Below are 14898 nucleotides of genomic sequence, written 5' to 3' on the forward strand. Positions count from 1 at the left end.
ATCCGGGCGCCGGCCTCGTACCACTCGCGGGCGAGGGCGCCGTAGGCGGCGCACTCTGACACGCCGCTCCAGCTATTGTTCTCGGCGCTGTAGACCTCGCCCGAGTTGGGGTAGGCCAGCAGCGGCGTGTCGGTGACGGCGCGGGCGGCGGCGATCAGCTCGGCCACGAACTGCGGCGGGGTGCAGTTGACGCCTACGGCCGCCACCTGCGGGTGGGCGCCGATCAGGGCGGCGCACTCGGCGAATGGCTCGCCGTGGCAGATGTGGGCGGCATCCTTAGCGCTAAAGCTGACCCAGGCCATCGTATCGGGGAACTCCTCAAGCAGGCGCGTGATCGCCACCGCCTCGCTCAGGCAGGGGATGGTCTCGACCGCCAGAATATCGGCCCCGGCGCCGGCGAGGACCGCCATGCGCGGGCGGTGGAAGGCGATCAGCTCCTCCTCGGACAGGCCGTAGTCGCCGCGATACTCCGAGCCATCGTGGAGGAAGGCGCCGTAAGGGCCGACCGAGGCGGCCACGATCGGGCGCGGCCGGCCGGCGCGGTTGGCCTCATCGGCCCAGAACGCGTCGCGGGCCTCGGCGGCGATGCGCACCGAGCGACGCATCAGGTCGGCGGCGGCCTGCGCGCCCAGGCCGCGGCGGGCGAACCCCGGGAAGGTCGCCTGATAGCTGGCGGTGATCGCGCAGTCGGCCCCGGCGGCGAAGTAGTCGGCGTGAACCTGGCGGATCAGCGATGGGCTCTCAAGCAGCACGCGGGCTGACCATAGCGGGTCGTTCAGGTCGCATTCGCGCCGCTCAAGCTCGGTGGCGAGGGCACCATCGAGGATGATCGCCCGGTGGCTCTGTAGGATGGTGGCGATTGGGTTCATTCTAGGGTACCGGGTATTGGGCACTGGCAACAACATCGCTATTGTACACTACTATACTATTCCGCATCCCGCACACCCTCAGGGAAAGTCGTTGCAGGTGGTACAATAGCTCCTAGCATGGCTTGTCCATAATAACGTATCCTGTTCCCTGACCGAAGGAGACATGATGGCATCGAAACACGCCCGGATGGCGTGGCGCACCCGGCTGCTTGCCTTGAGCCGCCCGATGCTGGGAGCGTTTCAGCAGCTTGTGCCAGGCGAGGCGAGCCGCGTGCTGATCCTGACCTTGGTGGCCGGCGCCCTCTGCGGCCTGGCCGCCGTCGCCTTCCACTTCGCGATCCAGATCTCCGAGGGCCTCTTCATCCGCCGCGCCCTCGACGCCGCCGCGCCCTACTGGATCTTCTGGACCCTGTTCACCCCCACCGTCGGCGGCCTGGTCTCCGGCGCCCTGCTGGCCTACGTGGTGCCCGACGCCCGCGGCAGCGGCATCCCCCAGGTCAAGGTGGCCTATGTGGTGAAGGGCGGGCAGGTGCCCTTCCGCACCGCCCTCGGCAAGTTCTTTATCGGCGCGATCCAGATCGGCACCGGCTCATCGCTCGGCCGCGAGGGTCCGACGGTGCAGGTCTGCGCCGGTGTCACCAGCACTCTCGGCCGCCTGATGGCGCTCTCGCGGCAGAACCAGCGCCGCCTGCTGCCCGTGGGCGCCGCCGCCGGCATCGCCGCCGCCTTCAACGCGCCGATCGCCGCCGTCACCTTTGTGATCGAGGAGATTCTGGGCGACCTCGACCAGTCAGTGCTCTCGGGGATCATCGTGGCCGCCGCCGTGGCCGCCGTGATCGAGCGGGCCGTCCTCGGGGCCGACCCCGAGTTCGTCATCCCATCGGGCTTCTCCTTCGACCATATCGAGGCGGTGCTGTTCTACGGCCTGCTCGGCGTGATGGCCGCCGGGGTCTCGATCATCTTCTCCGACTCGCTGCTCTCGCTGCGGCGCTTCTTCCAGCGTCTGAAGGCCGTGCCGCTCTGGGTGCGCCCGGCGATCGGCGGATTCGTCACTGGCGCCCTGGCGATCGTGGCCATCCTGGCCTTCGGCGAGCGCGGCATCACCGGTGCCGGCTACGAGACGCTCACCAAGGCGCTGAACGGCAGCCTCACCACGCAGGTGCTGCTGGCCATGTGCGGCCTGAAGCTGCTCGCGACGGTTTTCTCCTATAGTAGCGGCGGGGCCGGCGGCATCTTCGCCCCGGCCCTCTTCATCGGTGGCATGCTTGGCGGCGTGGTCGGCCAGATCGATGTGGCCGTCTTTCATCACGCCCCCAGCGAGGTAGGCGCCTTCGCCCTGGTGGGCATGGGCGCCGTCTTCGCCGGGATCATTCGCGCCCCGATCACCTCGGTGCTGATCATCTTCGAGCTGACCGGCGGATACAGCATGATCCTGCCGCTGATGATCGCCAACATGACGGCCTACGCCCTGGCCAGCCGCTGGCGGCCGGTGCCGGTCTACGAGGCGCTGCTCGACCAGGACGGCATCCACCTGCCGCACCGCCAGGGGCCGGTGGCCCACGCCCTGGAGAGCCTGCACGCCAGCGACGCGATGTCGACCGAGCCGATCACGCTCTCGGCCAACAGCACGCTGCGCGCCGCGATCAAGCGGGCCGCCGAGTACGGCTTCACCGCCTACCCGGTGCTGGAGCCCGACGGGCGCTTCCTGGGCGTGATCAGCATCGCTCGGCTGCGGCGGGTTGAGGCCGCATCAGGCGGCGACACCCAGGTGCGCACGGCGATCAATACGCGGCCGGCGCTCTTCCCCGAGACACGTCTGGTCACGGCCCTGGTGCTCATGCAGCAGTCGGACACCCGCCAGCTGGCGGTGGTCTCCCGCGAGGAGCCCGGCAAGCTGATCGGCATCGTGGCGATGAGCGACATCCTGCGCGCCCAATCGCGGGCGGCGCTGGCCCTGACGAACAGCGACGCTGAGGCCACGGCCTCGATGAGCGAGGTGCGCGAGATGCTCAACCAGTACACGAGCAACGAGGCCGCCGCCGCCGATATGCGTCGGAAACCGCCCGCGCCGAGTAGCCCGCCCGAAGGGTGACATGCTCAGATGACGCCGTACGAGCCAGCTTAGCTGGCTCGTACGGCGTCATCTGATAGACCGGAGGTTCTCTTGAATGATCGCCCCCAGCGTAGCTGGCTGCGGCTGATCCTGATCGGCGTGGCGCTAACGGCGGCCAACCTGGCCGTCTACGCCCTGCTGCCGCCCGCGCTGCTGGAGCGGCTGGGCGGCCTCGGCTACCTGGGAGCCTTCGCCTCGGCGGCCCTGGCCAACGCCACCGTGCTCGTGCCGGTGCCCTACTACCCGCTGCTCATCCGCCTCGGTCAGGCCTTCGACCCCTACGGGGTGACTCTGGCCGCCGCCGCCGGCTCGGTGCTCGGCGAGCTGGTGGCCTACTATGTGGGGCGCGCCGGCACGGCCACGATCGCGAAGACGCGCTTCTACGAGTGGGCGCACCGCCAGCTGAGCCACCCCTGGCGCGCGCCGCTGCTGCTCTTCGCCCTCTCGGCGCCGCCCAACCCCTTCTTCGATGTGGCCGGGCTGCTCGCCGGGGCCGTCGGCGTGCCCGTCTGGATCTACGTGATCGCCACCTTTCTCGGCCGAATCATCCGCATGGGCACGGTGATCCTGATCGGGTACGGGCTGCGGTAGGGACGCAGCGTGCTGCGTCCCTACCGCGCGCGGATCGCCGCCTCGATATCGATCGGCGCGCCGCCGGGCTGCAGCCAGGCCAGGAACTCCACGTTGCCCGCCGGGCCGAGCAGCGGCGATCGGGCCAGCCCCCTCGGCGTCAGCCCGAGCGCCACGGCCGCCGCCAGGACATCGCGCAGCACCGCCCGGTGGACATCTGGGTCGCGCACGACCCCGCCCTTGCCCACCTGCCCCGGCCCGGCCTCGAACTGCGGCTTGATCAGCGGCACCACCCAGGCGTCGGGCGCGATCAGGCGCTGCACTGCCGGCAGGACGAGCTTGAGCGAGATGAAGGAGACGTCAATGGTCGCGCATTCTGCGCGGGGGCTAGGGGTTGGGAGTTGGGGGTTGGGCTGCCCAGCTTCCGACTCCCCACTCCCGACTCCCGGCAGCGACTCAAGGTGCCGGATGTTCGTCCGCTCCAGCACCACCACCCGCGGGTCCGCGCGCAGGCGGTAGTCGAGGATGCCGTAGCCCACGTCCACGGCGTAGACGCGGGCGGCGCCGCGCTGGAGCAGCACGTCGGTGAATCCGCCGGTGGAGGCCCCGGCGTCCAGGGCGGTCAGGCCGGCCGGGCTGAGGCCGAAGGCGTCGAGCGCGTGGGCCAGCTTGTGGCCGCCCCGGCTGGCGTAGGGCAGGGCCGCCGTCACCTCCAGCGCAACCGCGTCATCGACCATGGTGCCGGCCTTGCCCGCCGGCTGGCCGTTCACCCGCACGCTGCCGGCGAGCAGCAGGGCCTGGGCCTTGCTGCGGGTCTCCGCCAGGCCGCGAGATACTATCAGTTGATCAAGGCGTATCTTTGGCATATATGGCTAAGGGCGCAGCTCGCGGCGGCGGCCGGCCAGCTCGGCGGCCCGCGCGTCCGACATGTCGGGCTCGGGCTCGGCCGGCGGGTCGGGCTGGGCCGCCAGGTATTCCTCCAGCAGGCCGGTGAGCAGCGCGTCGAGGTTCTGCTCGCCCAGGCGCAGCAGCCCGTCCAGCTTGGCGCGCTGCGCCGCCGTCAGGTAGACTCGCGTCGGGATGGTGAAGCGGCCGTCGTCCATAGATCACCGTCATCCATACACGGCATGCGTGGCCCATCGATGCCGGTCATCCGACATACGTGGCCCATCGATGCCCGTAGGGCCGAAGCATTTTGATGTTGGCGCTCTGCGCCAACATCAAAATGCTTCGGCCCTACACGCGGCCACGAAAATATGTCTGCAGCTCGGCGATCGGCACGCGCTCCTGCTGCATGGTGTCGCGGTCGCGCACGGTGACGGTGCCGGAGAGTGTGGCGTCCTTGCCCTGCCCGATCGTGTCAAAGTCCACGGTGATGCAGTAGGGCGTGCCGATCTCGTCCTGGCGGCGGTAGAGCTTACCGATCGCCCCGGTGTCGTCGTAGACCGTGCGCATATCGCCGTCGGCCTGGAGGCTCTTGCGGATCTGGCGGGCGGTGGCCACGATCTCGGGGGCGTTGCGCTTGAGCGGGAAGACCGCCACCTTGATCGGGGCCAGGGCCGGCTTGAGGTGCAGCACCGTGCGGTAGGACTCGTCGAGGGCCGGGTCGGCCTGACCGCGCAGCTTCTTGCCCAGCTCGATGCTGGATGCGCCGGGCATGTCGAGCAGGGCCGGGATCTGGGCCATGCTGGCCGCCATGTCCTTGCCGATCAGCTCGGCCCGCTCCAGCATGGCGTCGCGCTGCTCGGCGGGCAGCTTCTCGCTGCGGCCCACGCTCTTGACGAAGGCCGCCAGCGCGTCGGCCACGGCCTGGGCGCGCTCGGGCGTCACCGGCTTGATCTGCTGCTCGTCGTAGGCCTCGGTGAGCAGCGCCAGCACGCCGCGGTCCACCCCGGCCGAGGGCTCGATCACGAAGGGCACCAGGTGGCGCTTGCTCTCCGGGTCGAAGTAAGTCAGCTTGGCGGTGCTGTCATCGTTGCGGCCGACCTTGGCGCTCAGGCCGAGGCTGTCCTGCTCCTTGGAGTGCGAGCCGAGGTCGTAGTCGCTGCGCGAGGCGATCCCCTCCAGCTCCTCGAAGCCGATCGGGAAGCGGTACATCAGGTCGTAGGTGGCCTTCGAGTAGTGGGCCAGGTCGGCCTTGGGCACCGTGTAGACCTGGAGGTTATCGCTGCTCAGGCCGACGCTGCGCCACCAGGCCAGGCGGTCGTCCAGCCAGCGCTGGTGCCACTCGTCCTCGGTGCCGGGCATGACGAAGAACTCGATCTCCATCTGCTCGAACTCGCGCACGCGGAAGATGAAGTTGCGCGGGTTGATCTCGTTGCGGAAGGCCTTGCCGATCTGGGCGATCCCGAAGGGCAGCTTGCGCGAGGTGGTGGCCAGCACATTGTTAAAGTTCACAAAGATGCCCTGGGCCGTCTCGGGGCGCAGGTAGGCGTAGGATCCATCGTCGGCCACCGGGCCGACCTGGGTCTTGAACATCATGTTGAAGGGCCGCGGCTCGGTGAGGTCCTTCGAGCCGCAGTTGGGGCATGTGTCCTTGATATGGTCCGCGCGCCAGCGGCTGCGGCAGCTCCGGCAGTCGACCAGCGGGTCGGTGAAGGTCTCCTCGTGGCCGGAGTACTTCCAGGTCAGGCGGTTCATCAGGATGGCCGCGTCGAGGCCCTCCATATCGTCGCGCTCATAGACGTTGGCCCGCCACCAGGCGGCCTTGAGGTTGTTCTTCAGCTCGACCCCGAGTGGCCCGAAGTCGTAGGTTCCCTGGAGCCCGCCGTAGATATCGCTGCCGGGGAAGATGAAGCCCCTGCGTTTACATAATGATACGAGCTGATCCATTGTGACGGCCGGCATAGTACCTCCTCAGGTGACGCCCGGGGCAACAAAACGCCCCAGGCGAAACGAATTCGCCTGGGGACGCATCGGGCACAGCCCGTGAGATGCGCGGTTCCACCCCAGTTAGCGGCACAGGCCGCCCACTTTCGCTCGGGCGCAGCAGCACGCCCACCATCCGCTCCCCGGCGCCCTTCCCCCGGCTCACGCCGCCGGGCTCACACCGCCCCCGGCTCGCTGTGGACGCTCCACGAGGTACTCCTCCGGATCATCGCGATGGCAAGAGGATAGCATACCCAGAGCGAAGCGTCAATCGGCCCTGACCCCCGAATTCCCAAGGCTCAGATCCAGCCGATCACCGTCTGGAACAGCAGGTAGCCGTTCAGCACCACGATCACCGCCGTCACCGCCCAGGAGGAGATCGTCAGCCAGAGCGGGTTGACGAATCGGCCCATCTTTGTCTTATCGCTGGTGAACATCACCAGGGGCACCACGGCGAAGCTCAGCTGGAGCGAGAGGATCACCTGGCTGAGCACCAGCAGCTCGCCGGTGCCGCGCTCGCCGTAGAGGGCGGTGACGATCACCGCCGGGATGATCGCGATCAGGCGGGTGATCAGGCGGCGCAGCCAGCCGGGGACGCGCAGGTTCAGGAAGCCCTCCATCACGATCTGGCCGGCGAGCGTCCCGGTGAGGGTCGAGTTCTGGCCGGAGGCCAGCAGCGCGACCGCAAAGAGCGTGCTGGCGAAGCCCGCGCCGAGCACCGGGGTGAGCAGCTGGTAGGCGTCGCCGATGTCGGCCACGTAGGCGTAGGCGGTGCCGTGGAAGGTGGCCGCCGACAGAACCAGGATGGCCGCGTTGATGAAGAAGGCCAGCATCAGCGAGACGGTCGAGTCGATCGTCGCGTAGCGGATGGCCGAGGCCCGGCCGCGGTCGGTGCGGGGGTAGGCCCGCGTCTGGACGATGCTGGAGTGCAGGTACAGGTTGTGCGGCATCACCGTGGCGCCCAGGATGCCGATGGCGATGTAGAGCGCCGAGGGGTTGAGGACGATCTCGGGCGACGGCAGGAGCCCGGCGAGCATCGGCGCGATCTCGGGCCGCGAGACGAGCAGCTCGTAGCCGAAGCAGAGCGCGATCACCATGATCAGCCCGCCCACCAGGGCCTCGATATAGCGGAAGCCGCGGTGCTGGAGGAACAGGATCACCACCACGTCGGCGGCGGTGATCAGCACGCCGAGGATGAGCGGCAGGCCGAAGAGCAGGTTCAGGGCGATGGCCGAGCCGATCACCTCGGCCAGGTCGCAGGCGGCGATGCCGATCTCTGCCAGCACCCAGAGCATCATGGCCACCGGGCGCGAGTAGGCGTCGCGCGAGGCCTGGGCCAGATCGCGCCCGGTGGCGATGCCGAGCTTCAGCGAGAGGTGCTGGAGCAGCATGGCCATGAAGTTTGAGATCAGGATGACCGAGAGCAGCATGTAGCCGAACTGCGCCCCGCCGGCCAGGTCGGTCGCCCAGTTGCCCGGGTCCATGTAGCCCACGGCCACCATCAGCCCCGGCCCGATGTAGGCCATCATCTTGCGCCAGCGGCTCCCGCCCTTCGGCACATGGATCGAGGCGTGTGACTCAGGGAGCGAGACGCTGCTCTGCTCGTTTCGCCAGCCGGGTTGTGTGTCTTTGAGGGTTGTATCTATTGCTGTGCCCATTGAGAGTCCGTCTTTAGTCTACGAAAAAATCTATTTGAGCCTTACCTAAAAATATCATATTCCTGCACCTACGTCAAGCGTTGTCAAGGGGAGATCTTCCCGCTTTGCTGCGGCGCGACCACGCCGCGCCGCAGCAGAACCAGCCTTTTGTGGGAGCGCGAAGCGCTCCCACACCCGCACTGCGCATAGGGTGTGACGAATCTTCGTGCAACGGTGGCCATGGCGGGCGGCTGAAGCCGCGTCGCCGGGGCGCTGCGCGCCGGGCGTCGGAGGCGACGGTGATCACCGCCAGCGTGCCGGCGGTCGAGTCGAGCGGGTGGCGCGAGGCCGGGCGGCGGGTGGCCGCCACCACGCCGGCCAGAGTTGCCGGCAGGGCCAGCGGGCCGGCGAAGAGCGAGAGGCTCAGCACCAGGGCCGCCGCGACCAGGCTGCGCAGGCGGGCCGCCGCCGCCAGCGAGGCGTGCTGGAAGGTCGGGTCGAGGGCGACGATCAGCCCGATCGGCACAGCGAAGGTGGCCAGCAGGTAGCAGGCCGCGTAGATGGCGGGCAGCGCCAGGGGCGAGGCCTGGGGCGACCAGAGCTGCGCCGCCGGCAGGAACGCACCGAGGACGAGGGCGATCGTCGCCGCGTGGATGGCCTGGTCGAGCACGAAGGCTACGAAGGGCGGGCGAACTATGCGGTCGGCGTAGCGCACCTTCCAGCGGTCGGCGGCCAGATGCACCGCGCCGATCACGAGCATGGCCGGCCAGAGCCCGCGCGCCGCCGGCTCCAGCGGGATCAGGGCCAGCATGCAGAGCAGCACCACCCCGACGTGCATGAGCAGGCCGTCCCAGCCGCGCTTGCGGCGCACCAGCCAGAGCGGCTGAAGCATGAAGTCGGCCACCAGGTGGGCGAGAAGGAAGAGGTAGAACATGGGGGGCCTCCTTTGTAAGGGCGAAGCAGCGCAGCGCTGCTTCGCCCTTACGCGACGTTGATAAGCTCAAGCTGCGCTAGGTTAAGTACGCTGAGTCGGGCGCGCTCGATCTGGATCAGGCCCTGCTCGCGCAGTCCGCCGAGAACGCGGTTAACCGTCTCGCGGGTGGTGCCGGCCAGGCTCGCCAGGTCGTCCTGGGTCAGGTGCAGGTCGATGCGGGTGGTGCCCTGCTCCAGGACGCCGTGCTGGTCGGCGAGGTCGAGCAGGGTGCGGATGACGCGCTGGGGAGCCGAGGTGCTGGCCAGATGCTCGATGTAGGTGTTGGTGTGGCGCAGCCGGGCCGACAGCTGCTCCAGCACGGTCACGGCGATCTCCGGGTAGGTGCGGATGGCCTGCAGGAAGGCGGCGCGGTGCAGGGTGAGCGTGCTGGTGGCGCGCATAGCGACCGCCGAGGCCGAGCGCTCGTGCCCGTCGAGCAGCGACAGCTCGCCGAAGAAGTCGCCATCGCGGAACAGCGTCACCGAGATCTCCTGGCCGAGCTGGCTGCTGGTGTAGATGCGAACCTGGCCGTGCACGATCAGGTAGAGGGTGTTGCCGACGCTGCCCTGGTGGAAGATCATCGCCCCGCGCTCGAAGGTCTGGCTGCCCAGGCTGGCCGACAGCAGCCGCACATGGTCGTCGCCCAGATGCGCAAACATCGGCACCCCACGTAGCAGTTCAAGGTTGTTCATCAGCATCGCTCCTTCCCGCACGTCCTTGTATGCTGTGAGTATAGCGCGCTGCGGCATATCGTTCTATGACGGCTGTCACGCTGGCGGGGAGTTGGGGGTTGGGGGTTGGGGGTTGGGGGTTGGGTTTGACGCATGGGGATCTATGGTACTCTGTCCTCAACAGGCAGCTGGCTCTCGCCCCCCAACCTCCAACTCCCAACCCCAACCCCCATGAACCTCACCCACCGGCCCTTCAGCGACGACGATATGCCCCGGGTCCAGGCAGCGGTCTCCGGCTGGATCCGGGACGCTGGCGTGTGCGGCTACGGCCATATCGGCTACCTGCCGCACCGGATCTACGCCATCCTGCGCGGCCGTGCGGCCGGCGACCTCGTGCGAGTCTGGGAGGATGGCGATCAGGTGGCCGGGGTGGCGGTCTGCGGCATGTTCGACGCGGCCTTCGATGTGCTGGCCTGCCCGGCGTGCCGCGGCGGCGCGATCGAGGTCGCGATGCTGGAGGATGCCGCAGCGCTGACCCTGCGCGCGGTGCGGTCGCTCGACCCGGCCCGCGCCGAGGTGATCACCGATGTCTACGGCTGTGACACGATCCGCCGGCGCCTGCTCGCGCAGATCGGCTTCACGCAGTACCGCCAGTGGGACGACATCGCCGAGCGCGACCTATCGGCGCGGATCGCGGACGCGCCGGCCCCGGCGGGATTCACCATCAGGCCAGCCCGATCCGATGACGCCGCCGGCCTGGCCGTCGCGCGCAATGACACCTTCGACGACAGCTGGACGGCGGCGCAGTACCGCGAGATGGCGGCGCGTCTGCCGGGGCAGCTGCCCGAGCGGGAGATCGTGGCCGTGGCCCCCGACGGGCGGATCGCCGCCTTCGCGGTGCTATGGCTCGATCAGGTGAACCGGACAGGCCTGTTCGAGCCGGTGGGCGTGGCCCCGGCCTTCCGGCGGCTGGGCCTGGCCCGCGCGGTGATGACCGGCGCCATGGGCGAGCTGCGGCGGCTCGGCGCGGAGACGGCGGTCATCTCCTATGATGCGACCAACCTCGCGGCCCGCGCGCTCTACCGCAGCCTCGGCTTCCAGAAGACGGGCGAGACGCTGGGCTACCGGCGCGGCTAGCCGCAGGCGCCCATCCCCCCGCACCTCAGAGCAGATCGACCACATCCTCGGCGGGCGGGGCGGGCTGCGCCGCGCGAAAGTCGGGGACGCGCATAATGAGCAGCAGCCCAAAGATCGCAGCGGCGCAGCCGAGCGAGAGCATATAGCCGACGTGGACGCTGGAGATCAGCGTATTGCGGGCCGCGTCGAGCAGCTGCTGGAGATCGGCCTGGCTCGCGCCGACCTGGCCCACCAGATCCTGGATCTGCGCGAGGGCCTGCGGGTCGACGAGGGCCTGCGGGTCGCTGAAGGCTGCCGCGAGGCGCGGGTCGGTGCCAGGCGCGGCGGCCGCCGCCACCCCCGCCGCGTAGAGCCCGTTCACCGCAGCGCCCACGATCGCCGTGCCGATCGTGCTGCCGATCAGGCGGGTGAACTGGATCGTCGAGGTGCCCACGCCGAGGCGATGCCGGGGCACGATCGACTGCACCAGGATCGTCAGCATCGGTAGCTGGAGCCCCACGCCAAAGCCGGTGAGCGCCAGCTCGGCGCTGAGCAGCACCAGGTTCGAGCTCGTGTTTGAGCCGAGCAGCAGCAGCGATCCAAATCCCAGCAGGGTGGCCCCGGTGAACAGCAGCGGCCGCATGCGCCGGATGCGCGCGAAGAGCTGGCCGCTGGTCAGGCTGCCCATGGCCATGCTTACCGCCAGGGGCGTCTGCAAGGCGCCGGCGGCGCTCGGGCTGATGCCGAAGCCGCCCTGGAAGAGCAGCGGCGTGTAGTAGACCAGGGCGAAGAGGGCGAAGCCCACCAGCAGCGAGATGATGCTGCTGATCAGGATCGCCGGCATCTCGAAGAGGTCCAGCGGCAGCAGCGGCTCGGGCGCGCGCCGCTCGATCAGCCCGAAGCTGACGATCATCGTCACGCTCAGCGCCAGCAGGCCGATGATCTGCGGCGAGGCCCAGGGCATCGTGTCGCCGCCCCACTCGACGGCCAGCAGCAGGGCGCTGATCGCCAGGGTGATCGTTGCCGCGCCGGCCCAGTCGATACGCGCGTTCGGCGTGCGCGGCGAGAGGTCGGACGGCAGCGTGAGCCAGATCAACGCCACCGCCAGCACGCCGATCGGCAGGTTCACATAGAAGACCGAGCGCCAGCCGAGGCTGTCGGTCATGATCCCGCCCAGCGAGGGGCCGATCACGCTGGCGATGCCGAAGGTGCTGGTGATCAGGCCCTGCCAGCGCGCGCGCCGCTCGGGCTGCGGGAACATGTCGCTCACGCTGGTGAAGGCGGTCGCCTGGAGCATCCCGGCGCCGATGCCCTGCACGCCGCGGGCGACGATCAGCCAGATCATGCTCTGGGCCGCCCCGGCCACCGCCGACGCGCCCACGAAGATCACCACCGAGGCCAGCAGGAAGGGCTTGCGCCCGTAGAGGTCGCCGAACTTGCCCATCACCGGCACCATCACGGTCGAGGTGAGCAGGTAGGATGTCGCCACCCAGGCATACAGGTCGAACCCTCCCAGGTCGGCCACGACGCGAGGCAGCGCCGTGCCGACAATGGTCTGGTCGAGGGCCGAGAGCAGCACCACCGCCATGATGCCGAGGATCGCCAGCAGGGCGGGCGTCCCGTGCATGCCTGCGTCGGGCGGCACGATGATCCGCTCGGGCGCCCGCCGCCGCACCCGCTGCTGATCCTGTACCTCTGGGGTCGCCATGAACACGCTCCAATCTTGGACTAGTCAACTATTATCAGCTCGCCACGTTATACGCCTGTCGGCAGCAGGTGTCAAGGGCGAGGCCGACGGCAGAAGTCCTACCTCCCGCCGCCCCGAGCCTAGCCCAGCGGCCGCCAGAGCATGGCCAGGGCCACGGCGAGGCCGGCCAGCAGCGCGCCGACGGCGGTGAAGATCACGCTGATCTCGATCGCCTCGTGGCGGGTGATCAGGGCCACCGGCAGCCCCGCGAAGACCCGCTGGAGCTCGCTGGCGCTCTCGGCCGCGTAGTACTCGCCGCCGGTGATCGCCGAGACCTGCTTGAGGGTCTCCTCATCGATCCCGCGCCGGAACCCACCGCCGCCACCGCCGCCACCGCCGCCGAACCCACCGCCAAACCCGCCCGGCTCGTTGCCGATGAACTGCCGGCCGCAGGGCGGCAGGGCCGAGCCGTTCGGCGTGCCGAAGCCGATGGTGTACACCCGCACGCCCCGGTCGGCGGCCTGCTGGGCCGCATCCACCGGCTGCGGCCCAGCGTTGCTCGCCCCGTCGGTCAGCAGCACGATGATTGAGGGCGCGTAGGCCCCCTGCGGCACCGGCGTGGGCGGGACATCGCCCAGACGCTCGTCGGTGCTCGGCGCGACGCTCGGGTCGATCTCGGCGATCGCGTCCAGCGCGGACAGGATGCCGCTGCCGATCGCCGTGCGCCGCCCGGTGAGCAGGCTCGTGATCGCGGCATTCAGCGCGTCCCGGTCATCGGTCGGCGCCTGGACCATCTCGGCCAGGCCGGCGAAGGCGACGACGCCGATCTGGGTGCCGGGGCGCTGGCTGTCGATGAACGAGAGCGCCGCCGCCTCGGCCGCCTCCAGCCGGCTGGGGGCGATGTCGGTCGAGCACATGCTCCGCGAGACATCGATCGAGAGCAGGATGGTCGTCTGCCCGGTCGGCACGCTCACCACAGCGACCGGCCGCCCCAGGGCCAGCACCAGGCTGCCCACCCCGCACAGCATCAGGCCGAAGGGCATGTGCCGCCGCAGCTGCGACTGGCCGGCCAGGGCCTCGCGCAGCAGCGACAGGCTGGAGTAGCGCACGGCGTAGCGCCGCCACCGCAGCGCCCAGATGTAGGCGCCGATCGCCAGCGGCACGATCGCCAGCAGGAATAGTGATGTTGGCCAGAGCCAGTCCATAAGGCATACCCCCGGGATGACTTGTAGGGGCGCAGCAGCGGCGCCAAGACGTTGGTTCAAGCAGAAGCTATGGGGGTGCCGCTGCTGCGCCCTTACCTTACGGCACCCGCCCGAACCAGATCAGCGAGAGCGCCCCGCCGACGATCAGGCAGAGCAGGCCCGCGCCGGACAGCAGCGCGGTGATCTCCATCTGCTCGGGGCGCACCACGAACTGCAGGTCCAGGCTGTCGTAGATCGCCTGAAGATCCTCCTGGCTGGCGGCGCTGAAGTAGCTGCCCTCGGAGATGCGGGCGATCTCGCGCAGCATCGGCTCGTCGAGCTGCGTGCGCACGCTGAAGCCGTCCAGGTTCAGCGTGGCCCCGCCGGGGCTGCCCACGCCGACGGTGTAGATCCGCACGCCCATATCGGCGGCGGCCTGGGCCACCTCGCGCGGGTCGGGCGCCTCGTTATTCTCGCCGTCGGTGAGCAGCACGATCGCCGCCGAGCTATCGCGGCGCAGCGGCTCGGGCGGCGTATCGAGGGAGCTGTACAGGCGCTCGGGCGGCACATCGCCCGCCGTGATCGCGGCCAGGGCCGACAGGATGCCCTGGCCGAGCGAGGTGCCGCGCTGGGGCTTCAGCCGGCCGATCGCCCCCAGGATAGCGTCCCTGTCGTCGGTCGGCACCTGCACGGCCAGGCCGCTGTCGCTGAAGGCCACCACGCCGACCCGGATGCCGCCCGGCTGGCGATCGACGAAGTCGGATGCCGCCGCCTGGGCCGCCTCCATGCGCGTCGGCTGGATGTCGTCGGCGGCCATGCTGCCCGACACGTCGAAGGCCAGGATGATGGTGCCCTCCTGGCGCGGCAGGCTCAGCTCCATCTGCGGGCGGGCCAGCGAGAAGAGCAGGATGGCCAGCCCGGCCAGGAACAGCGCCGGCGGGATGTGGCGCCTCGGCCCGGCCTGCCGGCCCCCCGGCCCGCGCCAGAGCCCCAGATCGCCCAGCCGCTCGGCCGCCCGCCGCCGCCGCCGCTCCACGCGCAGGTAGAGCCAGGCGGCCAGGGGCACCGCCGCGAGAGACACCAGCATGATCGGCCAGATGAAGGTCATGATACACCGTTGTAAGGGCGCAGCAGGCGCCCCTGCATCCTATCTCCAGGGCTGTTGCAACATCGCTGGCGGCTGAAGCCGCGCCGCGGGGGCCTGCGGCCA

The 14898-nt window shown here is 69.5% G+C and carries 13 protein-coding genes; 3 read left to right on the top strand and 10 right to left on the bottom strand.

Annotated elements, in window-relative coordinates:
* On the bottom strand, positions 1 to 869 hold an 869-nt coding region (gene mmuM / locus K2Z83_RS15930), incomplete at its 3' end, for a homocysteine S-methyltransferase (protein WP_220596179.1).
* A 163-nt stretch (positions 870 to 1032) separates the two neighbouring features.
* On the opposite strand from mmuM, the gene K2Z83_RS15935 reads away from it, so the two are divergent.
* Both K2Z83_RS15935 and K2Z83_RS15940 read left to right on the top strand, forming a co-directional pair.
* Positions 1033 to 2961, top strand: coding sequence for a chloride channel protein (locus tag K2Z83_RS15935; protein ID WP_220596180.1), 1929 nt, complete (start codon positions 1033 to 1035; stop codon positions 2959 to 2961).
* Positions 2962 to 3033: 72 nt separating this feature from the next.
* A complete protein-coding gene (locus K2Z83_RS15940; protein ID WP_220596181.1) occupies positions 3034 to 3573 on the top strand; it encodes a VTT domain-containing protein in 540 nt (179 codons plus the stop codon).
* A 20-nt stretch (positions 3574 to 3593) separates the two neighbouring features.
* On the opposite strand, the gene K2Z83_RS15945 is transcribed toward K2Z83_RS15940, so the two are convergent.
* The 6 genes from K2Z83_RS15945 to K2Z83_RS15970 all read right to left on the bottom strand — a co-directional run bounded on the left by K2Z83_RS15945 (position 3594) and on the right by K2Z83_RS15970 (position 9722).
* Positions 3594 to 4418, bottom strand: a complete 825-nt coding sequence (locus K2Z83_RS15945) for a TlyA family RNA methyltransferase (RefSeq protein WP_220596182.1) — start codon at positions 4416 to 4418, stop codon at positions 3594 to 3596.
* Positions 4419 to 4424: 6 nt separating this feature from the next.
* Positions 4425 to 4655: a hypothetical protein gene (locus K2Z83_RS15950; protein ID WP_220596183.1), complete on the bottom strand. Its 231-nt coding sequence runs from the start codon at positions 4653 to 4655 to the stop codon at positions 4425 to 4427.
* Positions 4656 to 4788: 133 nt separating this feature from the next.
* Positions 4789 to 6399, bottom strand: coding sequence for a glycine--tRNA ligase (locus K2Z83_RS15955; RefSeq protein WP_220596184.1), 1611 nt, complete (start codon positions 6397 to 6399; stop codon positions 4789 to 4791).
* Positions 6400 to 6719: 320 nt separating this feature from the next.
* Positions 6720 to 8078 carry an Nramp family divalent metal transporter gene (locus K2Z83_RS15960; protein WP_220596185.1) on the bottom strand — a complete coding sequence of 453 codons (1359 nt, stop codon included), beginning with the start codon at positions 8076 to 8078 and terminating at the stop codon, positions 6720 to 6722.
* 73 nt (positions 8079 to 8151) lie between these two features.
* Complete coding sequence (locus K2Z83_RS15965; protein ID WP_220596186.1) at positions 8152 to 8991, bottom strand: DUF3307 domain-containing protein; 840 nt, start codon at positions 8989 to 8991, stop codon at positions 8152 to 8154.
* A 47-nt stretch (positions 8992 to 9038) separates the two neighbouring features.
* Positions 9039 to 9722, bottom strand: coding sequence for a Crp/Fnr family transcriptional regulator (locus K2Z83_RS15970; RefSeq protein WP_220596187.1), 684 nt, complete (start codon positions 9720 to 9722; stop codon positions 9039 to 9041).
* A gap of 132 nt (positions 9723 to 9854) precedes the next feature.
* On the opposite strand from K2Z83_RS15970, the gene K2Z83_RS15975 reads away from it, so the two are divergent.
* Positions 9855 to 10838: a GNAT family N-acetyltransferase gene (locus tag K2Z83_RS15975; RefSeq protein ID WP_220596188.1), complete on the top strand. Its 984-nt coding sequence runs from the start codon at positions 9855 to 9857 to the stop codon at positions 10836 to 10838.
* A gap of 25 nt (positions 10839 to 10863) precedes the next feature.
* Here K2Z83_RS15975 and K2Z83_RS15980 read toward each other — a convergent pair whose 3' ends face one another.
* The 3 genes from K2Z83_RS15980 to K2Z83_RS15990 all read right to left on the bottom strand — a co-directional run bounded on the left by K2Z83_RS15980 (position 10864) and on the right by K2Z83_RS15990 (position 14796).
* On the bottom strand, positions 10864 to 12525 hold the full coding sequence (locus K2Z83_RS15980) for an MDR family MFS transporter (protein WP_220596189.1): 1662 nt from the start codon (positions 12523 to 12525) through the stop codon (positions 10864 to 10866).
* A gap of 119 nt (positions 12526 to 12644) precedes the next feature.
* Positions 12645 to 13709, bottom strand: a complete 1065-nt coding sequence (locus K2Z83_RS15985) for a VWA domain-containing protein (RefSeq protein ID WP_220596190.1) — start codon at positions 13707 to 13709, stop codon at positions 12645 to 12647.
* A gap of 97 nt (positions 13710 to 13806) precedes the next feature.
* Complete coding sequence (locus K2Z83_RS15990) at positions 13807 to 14796, bottom strand: VWA domain-containing protein (protein WP_220596191.1); 990 nt, start codon at positions 14794 to 14796, stop codon at positions 13807 to 13809.
* Positions 14797 to 14898 lie beyond the last annotated feature (102 nt).

Source organism: Oscillochloris sp. ZM17-4 (assembly GCF_019599295.1).
In the GTDB taxonomy this organism is placed as follows: Bacteria; Chloroflexota; Chloroflexia; order Chloroflexales; family Chloroflexaceae; genus Oscillochloris.